15 protein-coding genes and 1 pseudogene are annotated in these 18759 nt (G+C 71.2%); 11 read left to right on the plus strand and 5 right to left on the minus strand.

Translation table 11 applies throughout. The features are described 5' to 3' along the window. Window positions 1-123: 123 nt before the first annotated feature. Window positions 124-438 (plus strand): hypothetical protein, encoded by a 315-nt coding sequence (locus tag ACGFW5_RS18310; protein ID WP_393835255.1) that lies wholly within the window; start codon window positions 124-126, stop codon window positions 436-438. Window positions 439-466: 28 nt separating this feature from the next. On the opposite strand, the gene ACGFW5_RS18315 is transcribed toward ACGFW5_RS18310, so the two are convergent. After that, on the minus strand, window positions 467-2089 hold the full coding sequence (locus ACGFW5_RS18315) for an MFS transporter (protein ID WP_393835256.1): 1623 nt from the start codon (window positions 2087-2089) through the stop codon (window positions 467-469). A 150-nt stretch (window positions 2090-2239) separates the two neighbouring features. Between ACGFW5_RS18315 and ACGFW5_RS18320 the strand changes: the two genes are divergently transcribed. Then, a complete protein-coding gene (locus ACGFW5_RS18320) occupies window positions 2240-3259 on the plus strand; it encodes an Lrp/AsnC family transcriptional regulator (protein WP_393835257.1) in 1020 nt (339 codons plus the stop codon). Between the two features lie 4 nt (window positions 3260-3263). Here the strand turns inward: ACGFW5_RS18320 and ACGFW5_RS18325 are convergent, their stop codons facing one another. Continuing rightward, the gene (locus tag ACGFW5_RS18325) at window positions 3264-3527 is read right to left on the minus strand and encodes a DUF5133 domain-containing protein (RefSeq protein WP_393835258.1); all 264 of its coding nucleotides are present in this window, start codon (window positions 3525-3527) and stop codon (window positions 3264-3266) included. A 328-nt stretch (window positions 3528-3855) separates the two neighbouring features. Here ACGFW5_RS18325 and ACGFW5_RS18330 point away from each other — a divergent pair, with 328 nt between their 5' ends. Continuing rightward, window positions 3856-5178 carry an aldehyde dehydrogenase family protein gene (locus tag ACGFW5_RS18330; RefSeq protein WP_393835276.1) on the plus strand — a complete coding sequence of 441 codons (1323 nt, stop codon included), beginning with the start codon at window positions 3856-3858 and terminating at the stop codon, window positions 5176-5178. A 150-nt stretch (window positions 5179-5328) separates the two neighbouring features. Beyond that, window positions 5329-5757 (plus strand): annotated as a pseudogene (locus ACGFW5_RS18335) (MFS transporter); the annotation flags it as partial. Between the two features lie 110 nt (window positions 5758-5867). On the opposite strand, the gene leuA reads toward ACGFW5_RS18335, so the two are convergent. Next, on the minus strand, window positions 5868-7658 hold the full coding sequence (gene leuA, locus ACGFW5_RS18340; RefSeq protein ID WP_393835259.1) for a 2-isopropylmalate synthase: 1791 nt from the start codon (window positions 7656-7658) through the stop codon (window positions 5868-5870). Window positions 7659-7839: 181 nt separating this feature from the next. Here leuA and ACGFW5_RS18345 point away from each other — a divergent pair, with 181 nt between their 5' ends. From ACGFW5_RS18345 to ACGFW5_RS18355, 3 genes are all read left to right on the plus strand, one after another. Then, entirely contained in the window at window positions 7840-8529 is a 690-nt protein-coding gene (locus ACGFW5_RS18345) for a FadR/GntR family transcriptional regulator (RefSeq protein WP_393835260.1), read from the plus strand. A gap of 197 nt (window positions 8530-8726) precedes the next feature. After that, entirely contained in the window at window positions 8727-8900 is a 174-nt protein-coding gene (locus ACGFW5_RS18350; RefSeq protein WP_393835261.1) for a CsbD family protein, read from the plus strand. Between the two features lie 390 nt (window positions 8901-9290). Next, a complete protein-coding gene (locus ACGFW5_RS18355; protein WP_393835262.1) occupies window positions 9291-10742 on the plus strand; it encodes an MFS transporter in 1452 nt (483 codons plus the stop codon). 221 nt (window positions 10743-10963) lie between these two features. Here ACGFW5_RS18355 and ACGFW5_RS18360 read toward each other — a convergent pair whose 3' ends face one another. Both ACGFW5_RS18360 and ACGFW5_RS18365 read right to left on the minus strand, forming a co-directional pair. Beyond that, window positions 10964-11806, minus strand: coding sequence for a SigB/SigF/SigG family RNA polymerase sigma factor (locus tag ACGFW5_RS18360; protein WP_393835277.1), 843 nt, complete (start codon window positions 11804-11806; stop codon window positions 10964-10966). A gap of 237 nt (window positions 11807-12043) precedes the next feature. Further along, window positions 12044-13426, minus strand: coding sequence for a cytochrome P450 (locus ACGFW5_RS18365; RefSeq protein ID WP_393835263.1), 1383 nt, complete (start codon window positions 13424-13426; stop codon window positions 12044-12046). Window positions 13427-13796: 370 nt separating this feature from the next. On the opposite strand from ACGFW5_RS18365, the gene ACGFW5_RS18370 reads away from it, so the two are divergent. The 4 genes from ACGFW5_RS18370 (at window position 13797) to ACGFW5_RS18385 (ending at window position 18671) form a co-directional block, all read left to right on the plus strand. After that, window positions 13797-14720, plus strand: a complete 924-nt coding sequence (locus tag ACGFW5_RS18370) for a glutaminase (protein ID WP_393835278.1) — start codon at window positions 13797-13799, stop codon at window positions 14718-14720. Window positions 14721-14901: 181 nt separating this feature from the next. Continuing rightward, window positions 14902-15306, plus strand: coding sequence for a tautomerase family protein (locus ACGFW5_RS18375; RefSeq protein ID WP_393835264.1), 405 nt, complete (start codon window positions 14902-14904; stop codon window positions 15304-15306). Window positions 15307-15663: 357 nt separating this feature from the next. Then, window positions 15664-17142, plus strand: a complete 1479-nt coding sequence (locus ACGFW5_RS18380) for an amidase (RefSeq protein ID WP_393835265.1) — start codon at window positions 15664-15666, stop codon at window positions 17140-17142. 134 nt (window positions 17143-17276) lie between these two features. Beyond that, complete coding sequence (locus ACGFW5_RS18385) at window positions 17277-18671, plus strand: hypothetical protein (RefSeq protein WP_393835266.1); 1395 nt, start codon at window positions 17277-17279, stop codon at window positions 18669-18671. Window positions 18672-18759: the final 88 nt, after the last annotated feature.

Below are 18759 nucleotides of genomic sequence, written 5' to 3' on the forward strand. Positions count from 1 at the left end.
ACAAATCGCCCGCCGAGCGCCCAAGGCCTCCGCCGCCTGGGCCACCCAGCGGCGGCCCACCCGGCGACCCACCCGGCGGCCCGCTCGGCGGGATACGGTCCGGCGACGGGGCAGGATGACTCCATGAGCCTCCCCGACGCCATCACCTCCACCCTCGCCGCCCGCGACAAGGTCGACTTCGAACAGGACCTCACGCGCACCCGTCAGATCATGACGTTCGTCCATGCCACGGACGACGCCGAGGCGATCGAACTCGGCATGTTCGAGGGCCCGTTGCCCATCCCCGCCGTCGGGCAGACCGTCACCCTGTGGGTCACCGGGCACCCTCTCGTGGTGCGGCGCGTCGAAACCCATTACGGGCTCGGCGGCGCGGACACCCACCCCCGGCGCGAACAGGTCGCCTCCGTCATCGTGTTCGTCGCGCCGCGGGCGGCCTGAGAATCCCGGCCGGCGAGCACCGGAGCGTTCACGCGCCGGTGGACACCGGGTCCTGCTGAGGGCGCGGGGCGGACGACGCCGATGAGCCGTCAGCGGTCGCTCCGGGCGCCGACGATGAGCCGCCGCCGCTCGCGCCGGGAGCGGCGCGCGGCGGCCGCACCAGCGTGAGGACGATCAGGCCGCCGAGGGCCGCCGCGGCGGCCGACAGCAGGAAGACCCGGTCGAGGCCGGCGGCGAACGCCTGGTGCACCAGGTGCTGCGCCGCGTCGCGGTGGGCGGGGGGCGCCGATTCCACGAGGCGCTGCGCCTGCCCGCCGGCCAGAGCGGCCGCCCCCCGGCCCGCGTCCGGCACGGTGCCGGACACGGCCAGCATGTCGGTCGCCCGGCTGGTGAAGACCGCGCCGAGTACGGCGATGGCCAGCGTCATGCCCAGCTGGCGGAACGTGTTGACCGCTCCGCCGGCCATGCCGGCCCGCTGGGGCGGCACCGTGGATGCGGCGGCCGAGACCAGCACCGGCGTGGCAAGACCCACGCCGACACCGGCGACCACGAGACCCGATATGAGTGAGGCCCGTCCCGCGTCGGCCGTCATGCCGGCGCGCAGCAGCAGCATGCCCGCCGCGACCAGCAGCAGACCCAGGCCGATCGGGAAGCGCGGAGCCATCCGCTGCATGTGCCGGCCGGCGAAGACCGCGACGATGAAGGAAGCCGCGGCCAGCGGAGTCAGGGCCAGCCCCGCGGCGACCGGGCTCAGACCCACCACGGACTGGAGCCACAGCGAAACCAGCACCAGGCAGCCGAAGGCGCCGCCCTGGAGCAGCAGCGCGCCGCTCATGAGCCCGGCGAACGACGGGCGGCGCAGCAACGCAAGGTCCAGCATCGGCGAGCCGCCGCTACGGGCGGTCCGGTGCTCGATCACCACGAACGCCCCGAGAGCCAGGACGGTGACGGCGAAGGTCGACAGAGTCACCGCTCCGGTCCAGCCGGACTCCCCGCCGCGTATGAGTCCGTAGGTGAGGGTGCCCGCGGCGACGGTGAAGGCCGCGGCGCCCGGCAGGTCGATCCGGGCGGGCGCACGGTGACCCGGCGCCGTGCGGGGCTGGTCGGGGCGTATGACGCGGAGCGTCATGATGATGGCGACGGCGGCGATGGGCAGGTTGACCCAGAAGATCGTCGGCCAGCTCAGGTGCTCGGTGAGCAGCCCGCCGAGCAGCGGGCCCGCCGCGGCGGCGGCGCCGTTGGCCGCGCCCCACACGCCGAAGGCGGTGCCCCGGTCCCTGCCCTGGTACGAGGCCAGCAGGAGCGCGGGGGCGGTGGCGAACATGGCGGCGCCGCCGACGCCCTGCACGACCCGGGCGGCGATGAGCACCCCCGCGGTGGGCGCGAGGCCGCACAGGAGGGAGGCCACGGCGAACAGCGCCAGGCCGTAGACGTAGAACCGCCGGTGGCCGAACCGGTCCGCGAGGGAGCCGGAGGCCAGCAGAAGGGCTGCGAGAGCCAGGGCATATCCGTCGATCACCCATTGCAGCGAGGTGAAGGAGGCGTCGAGGTCGTCAGCCATGCTGGGCAGTGCCACGTTCACAATGGTCACGTCCACCAGCAGGATGAAGGCGCCAAGGCAGACCGCCGTAAGGGGCCACCACTTGCGCATGTCAGGTTCTCCGATCGGGTCGAGCGAGCTGTCGGGGACCGGCTCCGCGCTCGTCGACGCGTGTGATCCCCGTGAGTGAGTGTCGGGGGATCCCGCACGATTCAATAAGCCGGATTCCCCTGATTGAACGGATCCGACATCATGGCCTCCATGACGACGTATCTCGACACTCTCAGCCGTGCGGACAGCGAGCTCTCGGAGGAGGACATGGCCCTCGCCCACGCCTTGCAGATCAACGGCAGGGCCTCGTTCCGGGAGATCGCCGACGTGCTCGGGGTGTCCGACCAGACCGCGGCGCGCCGGTGGTCGAGGCTGCGGACCGCCGGAAAGCTCCGGGTCCTGGGCCTGACGGACCCGCAACGCCTCGGCGACTCCCCGTGGGTCGTACGCGTACGGTGCACGCCGGACGCGGCGGCGTCGATCGGAAAGGCGATGGCCCGGCGCACGGACACCAGCTGGGTCAATGTCAGCTCGGGCGGCACCGAGATCTCGTGCTCGGTACGCACCCGCGGTCCGGGCATCGAGGAGTCACTGCTGCTGCAGAAACTGCCGCGCACGCCCCAGGTGCTCGACGTCTCCGCGCACTGCCTGCTGCATGTCTTCTTCGGACAGGACCTGAGCACCATCAACAAGCGCGGCCCCCTGACGGCCGCCCAGGTCGCCGCGCTCACACCCCCGCCCGCCCTGGACCGGGCCGCGTGCGCCGCGGCGCCGGTGACCCTGGACGAGCGGGACCGTCACCTGCTGGACCTGCTGGCCCGCGACGGCCGGGCGGCGCCCGCGGAACTGGCCGCGGCGACCGGCCTGTCCCAGTCGACCGTGCGCCGCCGGATCGGCGAACTGCGCACGGCCGGCGCGCTCTACTTCGACGTCGAATACCACCCCGATGTCCTCCAGCGGAACTTCCGGGCCGCGCTGTGGCTGGAGATCGCGCCGTCCAGTCTGGCCGAGGCGGGCGCGGCGATCGCCGCACATCCAGAGGTCTCCTTCGCCGCCGCCGTGACCGGCACGTCCAACCTCTACGCCAGCATCGACGTGCCGAACGCCCAGCTCTTCTACCGCTACCTCACGGAGGCGGTGGCCGCCCTGCCAGGGCTGCGCCACACGGCGACGGTGCCCATCCACCGCACCATCAAAGGGCCCGGCCCCTATCTGCCGGCCCGGCCGTGACGCGTCAGGGAGCGGGCTCCTTCACGGTCGCCATGCCCGCCAGGGTCGCGCCCCGACTGCGGGCGAGATAGCGCTCGGCCGCGCTCACCGCCGCGGCCATCGACCGCTCCCCCATCAGGACGCACAGCGTGTACGCCGCGTCGTCCCGCGCCTGCCGCGCGCCGGTGTCCAACGGGGCGCGGGCGGCCCGGCGTTCACGGCTGCGCAGGAGGGCCAGGAGTTCATGGACGACGTACCAGTGGGGCGACAGCATCATCGGCTCCGGCATCGGACGAAGGACGAGAGGTACGCAGGGTCGCGGCCCTCCGGACAGCGGGGTCGCCATGGGCGGCCGCCCACCCCTGGAACATCCCTCATCGTGCCCCCCGCCACCCATATGCGCACCCCGAAGCATGACGCTGCGTAATGAACCATGTACGGGAACGCACGTCAGTCACTTCGGGAATCAATGGCTGATCTCAACGGTTGGCATATACATCGACCCCATGGACCCCATGGACCCCATGGACCCCATGGACGCCCATGGACTCCATCGACCCCGGATCGACCTGGCGGCCTCCTGGCCGGACAGATCGGCACTGATTCAGCGAGGCATCGTGAACGACCGCACCCCCGAGCAGCCCGCCGAGACCGTGGCCCGGCTGCGCGCCACCTTCCGCTCCGGCCGCACCAAGCCCGTCGAGTGGCGGATCGGGCAGCTGCGCAGGCTGCGCGACATGCTCACCGAGCACGGTGACGACCTCGCGCGGGCCCTCCACGCCGACCTGGGCAAGAGCACCACCGAGGCGTACCGCACCGAGGTCGACTTCACCGTCCGCGAGATCGACCACACCCTGGAGCACCTGGCCACATGGCTCCGCCCCGAGTCCGCGCCGGTCCCGGCCCACCTCGGCGGCGACGCCACGGCATGGACGCGGTTCGACCCGCTGGGCGTGGTCCTCGTCATCGCGCCCTGGAACTATCCCGTCCAGCTCCTGCTCACCCCGCTGCTCGGCGCGCTCGCCTCCGGCAACGCGGTCGTCGTCAAGCCCAGCGAGCTGGCCCCCGCCACCTCCGCCGCCGTGGCCCGCCTGCTGCCGCGCTACCTCGACACCACGGCCGTCGCCGTGGTGGAAGGCGCCGTCGCGGAGACCACCGCCCTGCTGGCCGAGCGCTTCGACCACATCTTCTACACGGGCAACGGCACGGTCGGTCGCATCGTGATGCGGGCCGCCGCCGAACACCTGACCCCGGTCACCCTCGAACTGGGCGGCAAGTCCCCGGCGTTCGTCGACCGCGGCGCCGATCTGTCCGTGGTCGCCGACCGGCTGGTCCGCGGCAAGTTCCTCAACGCGGGCCAGACCTGCGTCGCCCCCGACTACGTCCTCACCGACCCGGAGACCGCCCGCGCACTGGAACCCGAGTTCATCCGCGCCGTCACGGCCGTCTTCGGAACCGAACCGCAGCGCTCCACCGAGTTCGGCCGGATCGTCAACGAGCGCCACTTCGACCGGCTGAGCGCGCTCCTCGACTCGGGCCGGACCGTGACCGGCGGCGCGACCGACCGGGCGGACAAGTACATCGCGCCGACCGTCCTGGCCGACGTCGACCCGGACTCCCCTGTCATGCGGGAGGAAATCTTCGGCCCGATCCTGCCCATCGTCACGGTGCGGGACCTGGACGCCGCCATCGGCTTCATCAACGACCGCGACAAGCCGCTGGCCCTGTACGCCTTCACCGAATCCGGCACCACCCGCGAACGCCTGGCCCACGAGACGTCGTCCGGCGGCCTCGGCTTCGGCCTCCCGCTCGCCCATCTGACCGTCTCCGACCTGCCGTTCGGCGGGGTCGGCGAGAGCGGCATGGGCAGCTACCACGGCCACTACTCGATCGAGACGTTCAGCCACCGCAAGTCCGTCCTGAACAAGCCGCTCGGCTGACCCCGCTCAGCGAGTCTCGCGCCGAGGCCGCCCGGGAGGGCCGAGAACTCGCCGCCGTACGAGGTCGTCGGCGAGGGGTGCTGCCCGGGGTTCATCCGGTCGGCGCTCACGATCCGACCGGGCATGGCCGCGGCGAAGCCGTAGGTGGCGGCCGCGTATTGTCCCGACGGGGTGCTGGGCGGCCACTGGTCGGACCGCGCGGGGGCACATCGTCCGCTGGCGGCCGGCATGGTGCTCTCCATGGTCACCCTGGTGGTCTCCGGGGCCAGCACGTCGATCTGGCAACTCGCGGCCGGGCGCTTCCTGGACGGTCTCGCGGGCGGGACGACCGCGGTGTCGATCAACGCGGCCATCGGCCAGGCCTACCCGGGCCGGCTGCGCCCGCGGGTGCTGGCGCTGATGAGTGCCTGCCGGGTCATTCCCTCCCTCGTCGGGCCACCGCTCGCGGGCCTGGTGGCCCCATGGTGGTCCTGGCGCGCGGTCTTCTTCGGCCTGGCCGTCCTCACCGTGCTGCCGACACTCGCCGTCGCGGCCGTGCTGCGCCGCACCTCCCCGCGGGCCGCCGCACCGACAAAAGACGGCGTCAGCCAACTCCTGGTCGTACGGTCAGCGACAGGTCACGAGGGATCGGGTCGCCGTCGCGGACCACATCGGCGTTCCGCACCCGGATCACGGGGCCACCCCCTGGTTCAGGCCTGCCTGGCGCGGTTGAAGGCGGCCAGGACGGCGTGGACCGACGCGGCCAGAATCGAGGTGTCCCGTCCCGCGCCCCAATACGTCTCGTCACCGACCCGGCATGCGACGTAGGCCACGGCGGGGCTGCCCGGTCCGCTGCTCGTGGAGTGCTCGGCGTAGGTGCGGATGTCGACGGCGTTCCCGTCCTTCGCGAGGGCGTCGGCGAAGGCGGACAGGGGCCCGTTGCCCACTCCGCGCCGCACGCGTTCCCCGCCGTCGCCAAAGGTCGTGCAGGTGAACTCGTGCTGTCCCGGCCCCACTTCACGCGTCTCCCACGCGGTAAGGGTGAGCGGACCGTCCTGGGCGGGTGTGAGGTAGGTGGCCCGGAAGAGTTCCCACAGGTCCTGGTGCGAGAGTTCCCTTCCGCTCGCGTCGGTGGCCTGCTGCACCGTGCGGGAGAAGTCGGGGCGCATGGCCTTGGGCAGGTCCAGGCCGTGGTGGGTGTGGAGCAGATGGGCGATGCCGCCCTTGCCGGACTGGGAGTTGATGCGGATGACTTCCTCGTAGGTGCGTCCGATGTCGCCCGGATCAATGGGCAGGTACGGAACCTCCCAGGGGGCTTCGCCTGCCGGGACGCCTCGCTCCGCCGCCTGCTTCGCGTGGTGCGCCATGCCCTTGGAGATGGCGTCCTGGTGTGTTCCCGAGAACGCGGTGTGGACGAGGTCGCCGCCGTAGGGGTGGCGCGGGTGGACCGGCAACCGGTTGCAGTGCTCGACCACCTCGCGTACGGCCGCGATGTCGGAGAAGTCGATCATCGGGTTCACGCCCTGCGCGTACAGATTCAGGGCCAGCGTGACCAGGTCGACATTGCCGGTCCGCTCGCCGTTGCCGAACAGGCAGCCCTCCACGCGCTGCGCCCCGGCCAGGACGGCGAGTTCGGCGCAGGCCACGCCGGTGCCCCGGTCGTTGTGGGGGTGCACGGACAGGATCACCGAGTCGCGCCGGGCCAGGTGGCGGTGCATGTATTCGATCTGGTCCGCGTACACGTTGGGGGTGGCGATCTCGACGGTGGCGGGCAGGTTGTGCACCACCGGCCGGTCGGGGCTGGCCTCCCACCGTTCGGTCATGCTGTCGCAGACCTCCAGGACGAAGTCCGGCTCCGTGAGGTTGAAGACCTCGGGCGAGAACTCGAACCGGATGTCGGCCCCCGACTGCTCATCGGCCCGCCGCATCAGATGCGTACCGGCGTCCAGGATGAGCCGGTGCACCTCGGTGCGCGAGCGCCCCAAGACCACGTTCCGCCAGGCAGGAGCGGTGGCGGTATAGAGGTGGACCAGGGTGCGCGGGAGGCCGGAGATGGAGGCGACGGTCCGGTCGATGAGGTCGTGGCGCGCGGGCGTGAAGACGGAGATGGTCACGTCGTCGGGCACAGCGCCGCTCGTGGCCAGGTGGCGTACGAAGTCGAAGTCGGTGCGGCTTGCCGAGGGATAGCCGACCTCGATCTCCTTGAAGCCCATGGTGACCAGCAGGTCGAACATGCGGCGCTTGCGCGCGGTGTCCATCGGTTCGGCGAGCGCCTGGTTGCCGTCGCGCAGGTCGACGGGAACCCACAGCGGGGCTTGCCGCAGCTGTCGCGACGGCCAGGTGCGGTCCGTCAGGGGCAGTTCGACCCGGGTGTGTGCGGACCGGTAACGGTGGTGCGGCATGGCGCTCGGGCGCTGGGGGTTCCACGCCGGTGCGTCGTGCGGCACGGCGGCGGTGGGAGTGCGCAGCGTGGGGAATGTCCCCGTGCCGGAGGAGGTCATGAGAGGGACTTCTTTCGGGTCGGCCACATGGCGACCGGCGCAGCCAGGCACCCGCTGCGGGGTGCCGGTCGTGTCAGACCCCGCAGCGGCCGAGAAGAAGGAGCTCGTGCAGCAACATGCCGGTACAGTAACCAGAGTTGAACTCCTCAGACAAGCTGACAACTGGAAGAAGGCGATTCGGGTGCCGCTGGGTGCGCTGCGGGCAACTCCCTTGGTGGAGCAGGCGACTGACCGTCTGCGGGAGCAGATCGCCGGGCAGGAGTGGCCGGTCGGGACGAAACTTCCCGGCGAGAACGCGTTGGCCCAGATGCTCGGGGTGGGACGCTCGACCGTCCGGGAGGCCCTGCGTGCGCTCGCCGGGGCGGGGCTGGTCCAGGCGCGGCAGGGCGCCGGAGTCTTCGTCATCGCCACCGAACCCGAGGAGAACTGGTCCACGAAGCTACGGCGGGCGGCGGTGGCCGACGTCTATGAGGTGCGCATGGTCATGGAGGTCGAAGCGGCCCAGCTGGCCGCCCGGCGCCGCACCGGGGAAGATCTCACCGCCATCGAGGCGGCTCTGGCCGGGCGGCGCGGCGCGGGGAACGGGAGCACCGCCGAGTTCGTCGACGCCGACATCGCGCTGCACGCCGCCGTGGTCGCCGCGGCCCACAACCCCGTCCTCACGGCCCTGTTCACCGAATTCGTTCCGGCGCTGCGCCAGGGCCTGATCGATCTGGTGGACCTCTTGGGCCTGCGATCCGGCGACCCCCACCACGGGGACGCCGGGCACGCTGCCCTCACGGAGGCCATCTCCCGGGGCGACGCCGAAGCCGCCGGACACGCCGTACGCGAAGAACTGAACCGGACGCTGGCCCAGCTTCAGGCCGTGTGATCGACCGGCGCGATCCCCCTTTCGCCACCCCGCCCCGACCATCACGTCGACGGGGCGCCCTACCACCACGTCGCGATGGGCCGCGCCGCATCCCAGGGCGCATCAGTTTTTACGCGATCTCCCTGTTTGAGATCCGCCGAAATGGCCAGGCGTACCTCTGTCGGACAACGCTATCGAGCGCATGTGGAGGTAATTGCATGTCGAGCGACGAGAAGGCCAAGGCGAAGACCGAGCAGGCCAAGGGTAAGGCCAAGGAAGCGATGGGCCGCATGGTCGGCAATGAAAGCCGCACCGCGGAGGGCCGTATGGACCAGGCCAAGGGCGATGCCCGTCAGGCCAAGGAGAAGGCCAAGGACACCCTCAAGGACTGATCTGACGGCCGGGCCCCCGGCGTCGGCCGAGAGGCCTGACGTGGCCAGGCCCGGCAAGGGAGCAGCGTGGCGCGGACGATTCGCGCCACGCTCGCTGCCTTCCCAGGACCCTTGGCATGGGGTGGGAGGCCGCCCCGAAATCGTGGTGCGCAGTACGAGGGGTCTTCAAAAAGGCATCATTTTCCGCCCGTCGGCGCCGATTTCCCCACCACTTCCCCCACTCTTGCGTCACCACTTCCCGGACCACTTTCCCCACCCGTTTCCCCGCGCCTTTCCCCATCCCTTTCCGGGCCCTTTTACGGTCCCTTTTCCCTGCCCTCCCTCAATCCCCGCACATGTGGCCCCGCTGCCCTCTGCGGGTTCTTTGCTGCCGAGTGAAAGAGACGTCGCGTGCTGAGCACTGAGAATCACGAACCAGAGGCAGTCGCCCGGCATCGCTGGCTGTTCCGGGCGATTCGGCGCAGGCGCAACCCGGCTCTGCGTCGTTCCGACATCACCGTCACGGACGAAGCCGCCGTCAAGCGCGCGGTCAAAGCCACGGCGCTCGGCAACGCCATGGAGTGGTTCGACTTCGGCGTCTACTCCTACCTCGCCGTGATCATCGGCAAGGTCTTCTTCTCCGGTGCCGGTGACACCATGCAGGTCATCGCGTCGCTGGCGACGTTCGCCGCCGCCTTCCTGGTGAGGCCGATCGGCGGCATGTTCTTCGGGCCGCTCGGCGACCGCGTCGGGCGGAAGAAGATCCTCGCCCTCACCATGATCATGATGGCCGCCGCGACGCTGTCCATCGGCCTGATCCCCAGCTACGGGACCATCGGTCCCTGGGCGCCCGCGCTGCTCATCCTCTGCCGCATGGTCCAGGGGTTCTCGACCGGCGGCGAGTACGGCGGGGCCGCCACGTTCATCGCGGAGTACGCGCCCGACAAGCGTCGCGGATTCTGGGGCTCCTTCCTGGAGTTCGGCACGCTGATCGGATACACGGTCGCCGCGTCGCTGGTGACCGTTCTCACCGTGCTGCTGAGCGACGACGCGATGCAGCAGTGGGGGTGGCGGATCCCGTTCCTGGTGGCGGGGCCCCTCGGGCTCGTCGGCCTCTACCTCCGGCTGAAGCTGGACGAGTCGCCGGCCTTCAAGAAGCTGGAGGAGGCCGAATCCTCCGATGGCGAGCGCGAGAAGATGCCGCTCAAGCGCGTCCTCTTCGGCAACGGCCGGGCGATGCTGCTGTGCCTGGCACTGGTCGCCGCGTTCAACATCACCGACTACATGCTGCTCTCGTACATGCCGACGTACCTTTCGACGATCGGCTTCAACGAGACCGGCGGCCTGATGGCGATCGTGGCCGTGATGATCGTGCTGATGGCGCTCATCAACTCGGTGGGCCGGCTCTCCGACCGGGTCGGCCGCCGCCCGGTTCTCATCGGTGGCTCTCTCGGCTTCATCGTGCTCGCCGTGCCCAGCTTCCTGCTGATCAGGCAGGGCAGTACGGTCGCGGTCTTCACCGGGTTGCTGGCCCTCGGCCTCGCCCTGGTCTGCTACATGGGAACCATGTCGTCGGCGCTGCCCGCCCTCTTCCCGACGGAGGCCCGCTACGGTTCGCTGTCCGTCGGGTTCAACATCTCCGTGTCGCTGTTCGGCGGTACGACACCGCTGGTGGTCCAGGGACTGATCGGCGCCACCGGCAACGACCTGATGCCCGCGTTCTACACGATGCTGGCCGCCGCGGTCGGCCTTGTGGCCGCGTTCGCCATGAAGGAGACGGCCCGCAAGCCGCTCGAAGGCTCCCCGCCCTCGGTGGCCACCGACGAGGAGGCCGCGCAACTCGTCGCCGCCCAGCGCGGCTGACGACGGGGCGTGGCCCCGGGGGCCCGACTCGACGCGAGGGCTGTTCGCCCGGCGCAGGACGGCGAGCTGACGCAGCCGGCGGGTTCGCTCAGAACAACGGGGAGAAATGGGTGAGGAGGGGGCTTCCCGAAATCGGGAAGCCCCCTCCTCACCCCTCATGCGTCACAAGCGGCAAAAAACAGCGCTCGCGGCCCCCGGGGGCCGCGAGCGCATGCGCACGGTTACGCCGATTCTTCGACCATGCCGGCCCGCAGCTTGACCAGGATCCGCGACAGCAGGCGGGAGACCTGCATCTGCGAGACCCCGAGTTCCTGGCCGATCTCGGCCTGCGTCAGCTCCAGGCCGAAGCGCATGTTCACGATGCGCCGTTCACGCTCGCTCAGCTCCCGCATCAGGGGGGCCAGCGCGTGAAGGTCCTCGACCTTCTCCATGCCGGGGTCCTCGGCACCGATGCAGTCGGCGAGGGTACGGTTCTTCACGGCGGGGGCCTGGCCGCCGCCGTCCGCGTCGGGCGACATGTCGAGCGAGCCGGCCGTGTAGCCGTTGGCGGCCACCAGACCTTCTATGACCTCTTCCTCGGTCAGCTTCAGATGCGCGGCGAGTTCCTTCACCGTCGGGTCGCGGTCCAGTTCGACCGCCAGGTGCTCCTTGCCCTTGGCGATCTCGACCCGCAGCTCCTGCAACCGGCGCGGAACGTGCACCGCCCAGGTGGTGTCGCGGAAGAACCGCTTGATCTCGCCGATGATGTACGGCACCGCGAAGGAGGAGAACTCGACCTCGCGCGACAGCTCGAACCGGTCGATCGCCTTGATCAGGCCGATCGTGCCGACCTGGATCACATCCTCCATGTCACCGGTGCCGCGATTGCGGAAGCGGCCGGCCGCGAAACGTACCAGGGACAGATTCATCTCGATCAAGGTGTTGCGCGCGTACTGGTATTCCCGCGTGCCCTCTTCCAGCACCTGGAGCCGGTCGAAGAACAGTCTCGACAACTTGCGCGCGTCCTGAGGAGCGACTTTGGCCGCGTCCTCGATGTGCGGCAGGTCCTCCACCTCGCGCTGCATGGTTGAGGCCGTCGTCCGGTCCACCCGCTCCGGTCCTGTCACCTGCACCGCCGCCATGGGGGTTCCTCCCTAGTAACCGTCAACGATCCTGTCGAAGCAGGCGTCTGCCCAGAGCGAACGAATTCATGCGCATCTGTTGTGCACCAAACTTCGGGGAGTGCGGGCCGGGCGCGCGCCCGGATGGACTGAGGAGCCCACCAGGCCTGGAGACAAGGCAGTTGAGCAGGGTCCGGCGCCTCAGTCGCGGGATGACCCGGCCTCCTCACCTCGCGCCCGCAGGGTCGCGTGGAGGGGGGAGGCTGGTTGCAGCAGCAGGCCGACGCGTGGGGCCACCTCGTCATCGGGCAGCTCGACGCGGAAACGCTGGGCGATGGTGGCGAGTACGAGGACGGCCTCGACCTGGGCGAAACGGGCGCCGAGGCAGGTTCGCGGACCGCCCCCGAAGGGGTACCAGGCGTGGTCGGGCACCGCGTCCGGGGCGTCGGCGCCCCAGCGTTGCGGGCGGAACTCATCGGGGCCCGGGAACCAGCGGGGGTCGCGGTGCGTGGTCCAGGTGCTGCACCAGACGGTGGTGCCGACGGGGATGCGGGTGCCGCCGAGCGTCGCGCCCTCGCGAGCGACCGCGGGAATGAGCCACACCGGCGGAAAGAGGCGCATGGCCTCTTTGACGATCTGCTGGGTCCAGGTCAGGTTCTCGTAGTCGTCGACGGTGGGCGGCCGTCCCGCCAGCACGCCCTGGAGCTCCGCTTCGAGCCGCGCGCGGACCTCGGGCGCCCTGGAGAGCAGATAGAGCGCCCAGGTCAGAGCAGTCGAGGTCGTTTCGTGCCCGGCCGCCCAGAGCGTCACCGCCTCGTTGCGCACCTCTCTCGGCGAGAGCGGGCGGCCCTGTTCGTCGCGGGCCGCGAGGAGCCGTGTGACCAGGTCGTCGCGCTCCTCGTCGGCACGGGCGGGGCCCCGGCGTTCCCTGATGAGGCGGTGCACTTCGGCGTCGATGGTGGCCACGGCCGCAAGGAGGCGCCGCCGCGCCGGAGTCCGTACCCAGTCCGGCAGAAAGAGCCCGACGCCGCGCACCTCGTCCCCGACGGTCTTCTCCGCCACGTCCATCGCGTCACCGAGCGCCCTTGTCTGCTGCCCCAGGTCGTTGCCGAACAGGGTGCGCAGCACGATCCGCTGGGTGATCAGCGCCATTTCCGTGCGGACGTCGATACGCCCGCCGTCGCGCCAGCCGTCGGCGGCCGCGCCGGCGGAGTCGACCATGGCGGCGGCGTACGAGCGGACCTGGCGCGGCCGGACGGTGGGCTGGACCAGCGAGCGTTTGCGCCGCCAGTCACCACCCTTGCTGAGGATGACGCTCTTGCCGGTGATCTGCTTGAACGCCCAGCCGATTTCCAGGATCTCGTAGGTGTCCTCGCGCGCGGCCAGCAGTTCCTTGATGTGCCGGGGATGGGAGATGAACAGGCTGCGCCGTGGGCCAAGCGACCAGGTGACGGCGTCGCCGAACTCGTCGCGCAGCCGCGTCAGGAATTTAAGTGGGTCCTTGCCGAACGCCAGGAGGTTGCCCAGCGGCGGCACACCGCGCGGACCGGGGACGGGGTTGAGCGGCAGCGTGGATTCGGGCAACGGAACTCCCCGGGTATGGCCGATGGGGCCCAACGTAATGGCTCCCTACCCGCCGCTCCGGCCCGACAGGCGGCCACCCGGCCGACCGGCACCCGGCTGCCCCGCGCACGAACGGCGCGCCCCGCCCTCGGGCGCGCCCCCGCCCTCGAATGCGCCCCCGCCGCCGCGTACGGGCCATCCCCGTCATCAAGCCGGAGCCCCTGGAGGAGCCATGCCAGCCCCCCATCCCTTCTCTTGCGCCAAGGCCCTCCCCCAAAGGCGCCACCCGGCCCACCGCGAAGCCACCGGCCCGCGTGCGCGCGCATCGGCGTGCGGCGGCTGCCGTAGGGTGTTGACGTCGCAACAGCGCGGGAAGCCGGAGCAGAGCAAGTTGAGCGTGTCCTCGTCCTTTCAGCCGGTCCTGGACCGCATCGCCACCGAGATCGCGGCCACCCCTGGCCGAGGCCGCCCGGCCGACTACATCCCGGTCCTCGCCTCGGCCGATCCGCGGCGTTTCGGGATGGCCGTCGCCGAGCTCGACGGCACGGTGTACGGGGTGGGCGACTGGGAGCACCCCTTCTCGACGCAGTCCATCACCAAGGTCTTCACCCTCGCGCTCTGCCTCTCCCTGGAGGACGAGGAACTGTGGGAGCACGTCGGCCGTGAGCCCTCCGGCAACCCGTTCAACTCCCTGGTGCAGCTGGAGTACGAGGACGGAATCCCGCGCAACCCGTTCATCAACGCGGGCGCCCTCGTCGTCACCGACCGTCTGCACCGGCTGACCGGCGACGCGGCCGGCACGCTGCGGGAGTTCCTGCGTGCCGAGTCCGGCAACGACGCGCTCGGCTTCAACGAGCGGGTCGCCACGTCCGAGGCCGGTCACAGCGACCGCAACGCGGCGCTGGCCCACTTCATGGCGTCGTACGGCAACATCACCACCCCGGTCCCCGACCTCCTCGACCAGTACATCCGCCAGTGCTCCCTGGAGGCATCCTGCGCCGATTTGGCGCGGGCGGCGGGATTCCTGGCCCGGCACGGCATACGGGCCGACGGATCGGCCCTGCTCACCCGCAGCCGGGCCAAGCAGATCAACGCGGTCATGCTGACCTGCGGGACCTACGACGCGGCGGGCGACTTCGCGCACCGCGTGGGCCTGCCGGGCAAGAGCGGTGTCGGAGGCGGCATCATCGCCGTGGTCCCCGGCCGCTGCACCCTGTGCGTGTGGAGCCCGGGCCTCGACGAGCGCGGGAACTCGGTGGCGGGCGTGGCGGCCCTTGACCGCTTCACCACGCTGACGGGCCTCTCCGTCTTCTGATCGGCCCCGCCTTCCGCCCTCCCCCTCCCTGATCTGCCTCGTCCGCTTCGCGCCGGGCGCCGAAGGGGGGCGGGCCTCCCGCGACGCCGGAGGGAGCGCCCCCATCTCGCTGTACCTACTAGTATGTACAGCACTTGAAGAAACACAGGCCGCCACCCAACCTTCCAAGGGGGACACGCCCATGCCGTTCGTCCGTATTGACGCACTCGGAGCCGACAGCGACCGCCTCGACGCGCTCGGCCGTGCCGTGCATGACGCCCTGGTCGAGACGATCGGCATCCCGCTCGACGACCGTTTCCAGGTCCTGGTCGGCCACGACGGAACGCACAGCACCCTGCGCTACGACGACTACCTCGGCGTTCATCGCGACCACGGCATCGTGTACGTGGCGATCACACTGCGCTCCGGACGGACGCCCGACCAGAAGCGGGCGCTCTACCGCCGGATAGCCGAGCTCGCGAGCGCGTACGCGGGCACCGAGCCGCGCAACGTGTTCGTCACGCTCACCGAGAACGACTCCATCGACTGGTCGCTCGGCAACGGCACGGCGCAGTACTCTCCTGCGCCGGACGCCCCTCCCCAGTAAGCCCCTCCCCCTGCCACGGCCGGGGCGCCGCCGGTGCCGGGCGGCGCATGCCGCGTCCCGTCCCGCCTTCCGCCGCCCAGGTACGCACTCGGAGGCCGGGCGTACGCGTAACGCGGGCGTTGTCGCAGCCTCGCAGCACCTTCACGGTGTACGAGAACGGGCGCCACGGCCTGTATGTGACGCATGCCGAACAACTCGACGCCGACCTGCGGAAGTTCGCCGCTCGCTGATGTTGCGCGCCCGTCGCGGGCAGGCCTCGTGGCCGGCCCTGGCGGAGATCCACTGTCGACAGACGCCGCACCCGCGCTCCACAGTGGCCTTCTCAGTTTTCGCGACGATCACCATCGAGGAGCAAACGTGACCGCATGGGCAGGCAGGACCGCCGTCGAGATATCCCGTGCGGTGCGCCGCGGGGAGGTCACGCCGCGTCAGGTGGTCGCCGAGCACCTGGCCAGGATCGCCGGAGACGACGGCCGCGTCGGCGCGTTCCGTGTGGTGCGCGCCGGTGCGGCACTCGCCGAGGCCGACGCGGTCGGCGCGCGGAGCGATCTCGCCCGGCTGCCGCTCGCGGGAGTGCCCGTGGCGGTCAAGGACAATGTGCCGGTGCGCGGCGAGAGCACACGCAACGGCTCGGCGGCCACCTCGCAGGCGCCGGCCGCCGAGGACCATGTCACCGTGGCCCGGTTGCGTGCGGCGGGGGCGGTCGTGGTGGGCCTCACCCACGTACCCGAGCTGTGTGTCTTCGGCACCACGGACGGGGTGCACGGCATCGCCCGCAACCCCTGGGATCCCACGCGCACGGCGGGCGGCTCGTCCGGGGGCAGCGCGGCCGCGGTCGCCGCGGGCTTCGTGCCGCTGGCGCTCGGCAACGACGGCATGGGCTCCCTGCGCATCCCCGCCGCGCACTGCGGCCTGATCGGCCTCAAGCCCGGCACCGGGCGAGTGCCCCGGGACCTCGGGGGCGGCTGGTACGGCATGTCCGAGAACGGCCCGCTGGCGACGACCGTGGCGGACGCACGGCTGATGTTCTCGGTGCTCGCAGGCGAGCCGGCCGAGATCTGCGAGGCCGAGGAGCCGGCGCCGCCGAGCGCACCGGGCGGCGGCGAAACCTCAAGGACGGGCACCGCGCCGGGGCCGCGGTCCCGGAGCGGCGCCGCCGTGGCGGACGGCGGGTGGGAGACGGGTTCCGGGCTCAGGATCGCGTTCTCGACGCGCAGCCCCATCGCCGGTGTGCGCGTCGGCGCCCCGTACGCGGCGCTCGCTCGCGAGGCGGCGCGGGCGCTGTCCGGTGCGGGCCACGCCGTGGCGATCGCGCATCCGCCCTATCCGCTCTCCTTCGGCATCGTGGTGCTGGCTCATTGGACGGGCGGCACCGCGCAGGACGCCGAAGGTCTCGACCCCCGCCTGCTGGCCCCCCGCACCCGGCGCCATGCGGCGATCGGCCGGGCCGCCGGACGGCTCGGCATGCTGCGCCCCGCCCGCAAGGAGGCGCTGAACCGCCGGCTTGAGCCGTTCTTCGAGGCGTACGACGTGCTGGTGACGCCCGCGCTCGCCCGTCCAGGGCCAGCGGCCGACGCGTGGCACGAGCGCGGATGGCTGGCCAATGTGCTGGCCAACACGGCTTGCTCGCCGATGACCCCGCCGTGGAACCTTTCCGGGCGGCCCGCCCTCTCCGTGCCGTTCGGCTCGCTGCCGACGGGGCTGCCGGGCGCCGTGCAGCTCGTGGGCCGGCCCGGTGCGGAGCATCAACTGCTGGATGTCGCCGCCCAGTTGGAACACCTGCGCCCCTGGGAGCGCACGGCTCCTTCGGTCGGCGCCAGCGTCGGGCGCTCGTAGGTGAAACTTCAATAGCCTTGTGACGCAATGGAGTTGGGGTTCTTGAGGTGACTCGTGCCGGGCGCGCATGGCATGATCATCTTTACGTTACCTGCCGGTAACGGCCGCTCCCCCAACCTGAAGGTCACACCCACGTGCGCACGTTCTCCAGACGCCTCCTGCTGCCCGGCCTGACCGTACTCGCCCTGGCCGGCGCGGGCTGCTCATCGCCGGGCCACGCTCCGGCCGCCGGGCAGGCAAGTGCCGCGGATTCCGCGCCGACGGCCGGGGACGCCCAGCAGCTCGAAGTGAACGAAGCGCCCCAGGGATCGGCCGCGCCGACGCCGCTGGCCCGCACCCGGACCGGCAGGAACCAGCCCGAGAAGTCCTCGCTGAAGGTCGCCTCCTACGACAAGGCGACCGGACACGCCGTCATATCCGCCGCCCCGCAAAGCCACTCGCCCCAGCCGAGTCACTCCCCCGCGCCCGGCAAGCCCGTCGCCGTGGGCGACGTCATCGCCAGCGCGCCGGCGCCCGGCGCCCCCGACGGGCTGCTCGCCAAGGTGACGGAGGTGGTGGGCAGGAGCGAGCGCGGGACCGAGGTGAAGACCGCGTCCACGACGCTGGCCTCCGTCCTCAAGGACGACAGGGCCGACGGCACGGTGCCGGTCGATCCCGCGGCCGTCACGATCGTGCCCCTCATGAAGGGCGTCACCTTCTCCTGGGCCAAGAGCCAGGGCGTACGGTTCGGACCCAAGGGCGCCGAACTGCCCCTCGGTGACCTGCGCCTGGACGTGAACGCCCCCGTCAACACCGCCAAGGACGCCCCCGCTTCCGCGTCCGCGTCGGTCTCGGGCTTCGTCCAGCTCGCACCGAAGGTCGAGTTCTCCTACGACGGCGCCAAGAACGGCGGCGGCGGCCTGAGTTCGGCCTTCCTCGGCATGAGCGGTGACTGGTCGTCGCAGTGGGCGCTCAAGGGCCGCGCCGCCGCGAGCACCGGCAAGCCCCAGCGGATCCCGTTCGCCAAGCTGCACAGCGCCCCGGTCATCCAGGTGGGTCCGGTGCCCGTCGTCGTCAACCTCGACCTGACCTGTTACGTGCAGGTGGAGGCGGACGGCCAGGTGACGCTCGACGTCCAGCAGGACGTCAAGGGCGACTTCCGCGTCGGCGGCAGCTACGCCGCGGGCAAGGGCTGGGCCCCGGTCAGCACCTCGACCGTGCACAGCACCCCGGTGACCGCGAACGTCTCCGCCGCCGGGAAGGCCGAGGGAGCGCTCGGCGCGGAGGCTTCCGTCGGCCTGTACGGAGCCGTCGGCGTCACCGCCGACTTCGCCCCCTACCTGCGTGCGCAGGTCGACGCCGCGGCGGCCGCGTCGAGCGACGGCAAGGCGTCGGCGACGGCGTCCTGGGAGGTGTACGGCGGCTTCGACCTGAACGGCCGGCTCGACTTCCAGCTCTCCCTGTTCGGCACGCCCGTCATCGAGCACCGCATCCCCCTGGGCGCCCTGCACCGCGAGTGGTCGCTCGCGAAGGGGCACGCCGGGCGCTAGGGGGTGTCTGGTGGATCAGGGTCGGTCAGGGTGCGGCGCCTGGTGCGGTGCATCGCAAGGCGCCGGAACGTCGTGATAGCGGAGCTAT

Origin of the sequence: Streptomyces sp. NPDC048416 (genome assembly GCF_043200435.1) — a bacterium.
GTDB lineage: Bacteria > Actinomycetota > Actinomycetes > Streptomycetales > Streptomycetaceae > Streptomyces.

Bases quoted from the DNA above. Each gene is read 5' to 3' on its own strand.
- ACGFW5_RS18310 (WP_393835255.1), top strand. From the start codon at position 124: ATGAGCCTCCCCGACGCCATCACCTCCACCCTCGCCGCCCGCGACAAG.
- ACGFW5_RS18315 (WP_393835256.1), bottom strand. From the start codon at position 2,089: ATGCGCAAGTGGTGGCCCCTTACGGCGGTCTGCCTTGGCGCCTTCATC.
- ACGFW5_RS18320 (WP_393835257.1), top strand. From the start codon at position 2,240: ATGACGACGTATCTCGACACTCTCAGCCGTGCGGACAGCGAGCTCTCG.
- ACGFW5_RS18325 (WP_393835258.1), bottom strand. From the start codon at position 3,527: ATGCCGGAGCCGATGATGCTGTCGCCCCACTGGTACGTCGTCCATGAA.
- leuA (WP_393835259.1), bottom strand. From the start codon at position 7,658: ATGACCTCCTCCGGCACGGGGACATTCCCCACGCTGCGCACTCCCACC.
- ACGFW5_RS18350 (WP_393835261.1), top strand. From the start codon at position 8,727: ATGTCGAGCGACGAGAAGGCCAAGGCGAAGACCGAGCAGGCCAAGGGT.
- ACGFW5_RS18360 (WP_393835277.1), bottom strand. From the start codon at position 11,806: ATGCAGCGCGAGGTGGAGGACCTGCCGCACATCGAGGACGCGGCCAAA.
- ACGFW5_RS18375 (WP_393835264.1), top strand. From the start codon at position 14,902: ATGCCGTTCGTCCGTATTGACGCACTCGGAGCCGACAGCGACCGCCTC.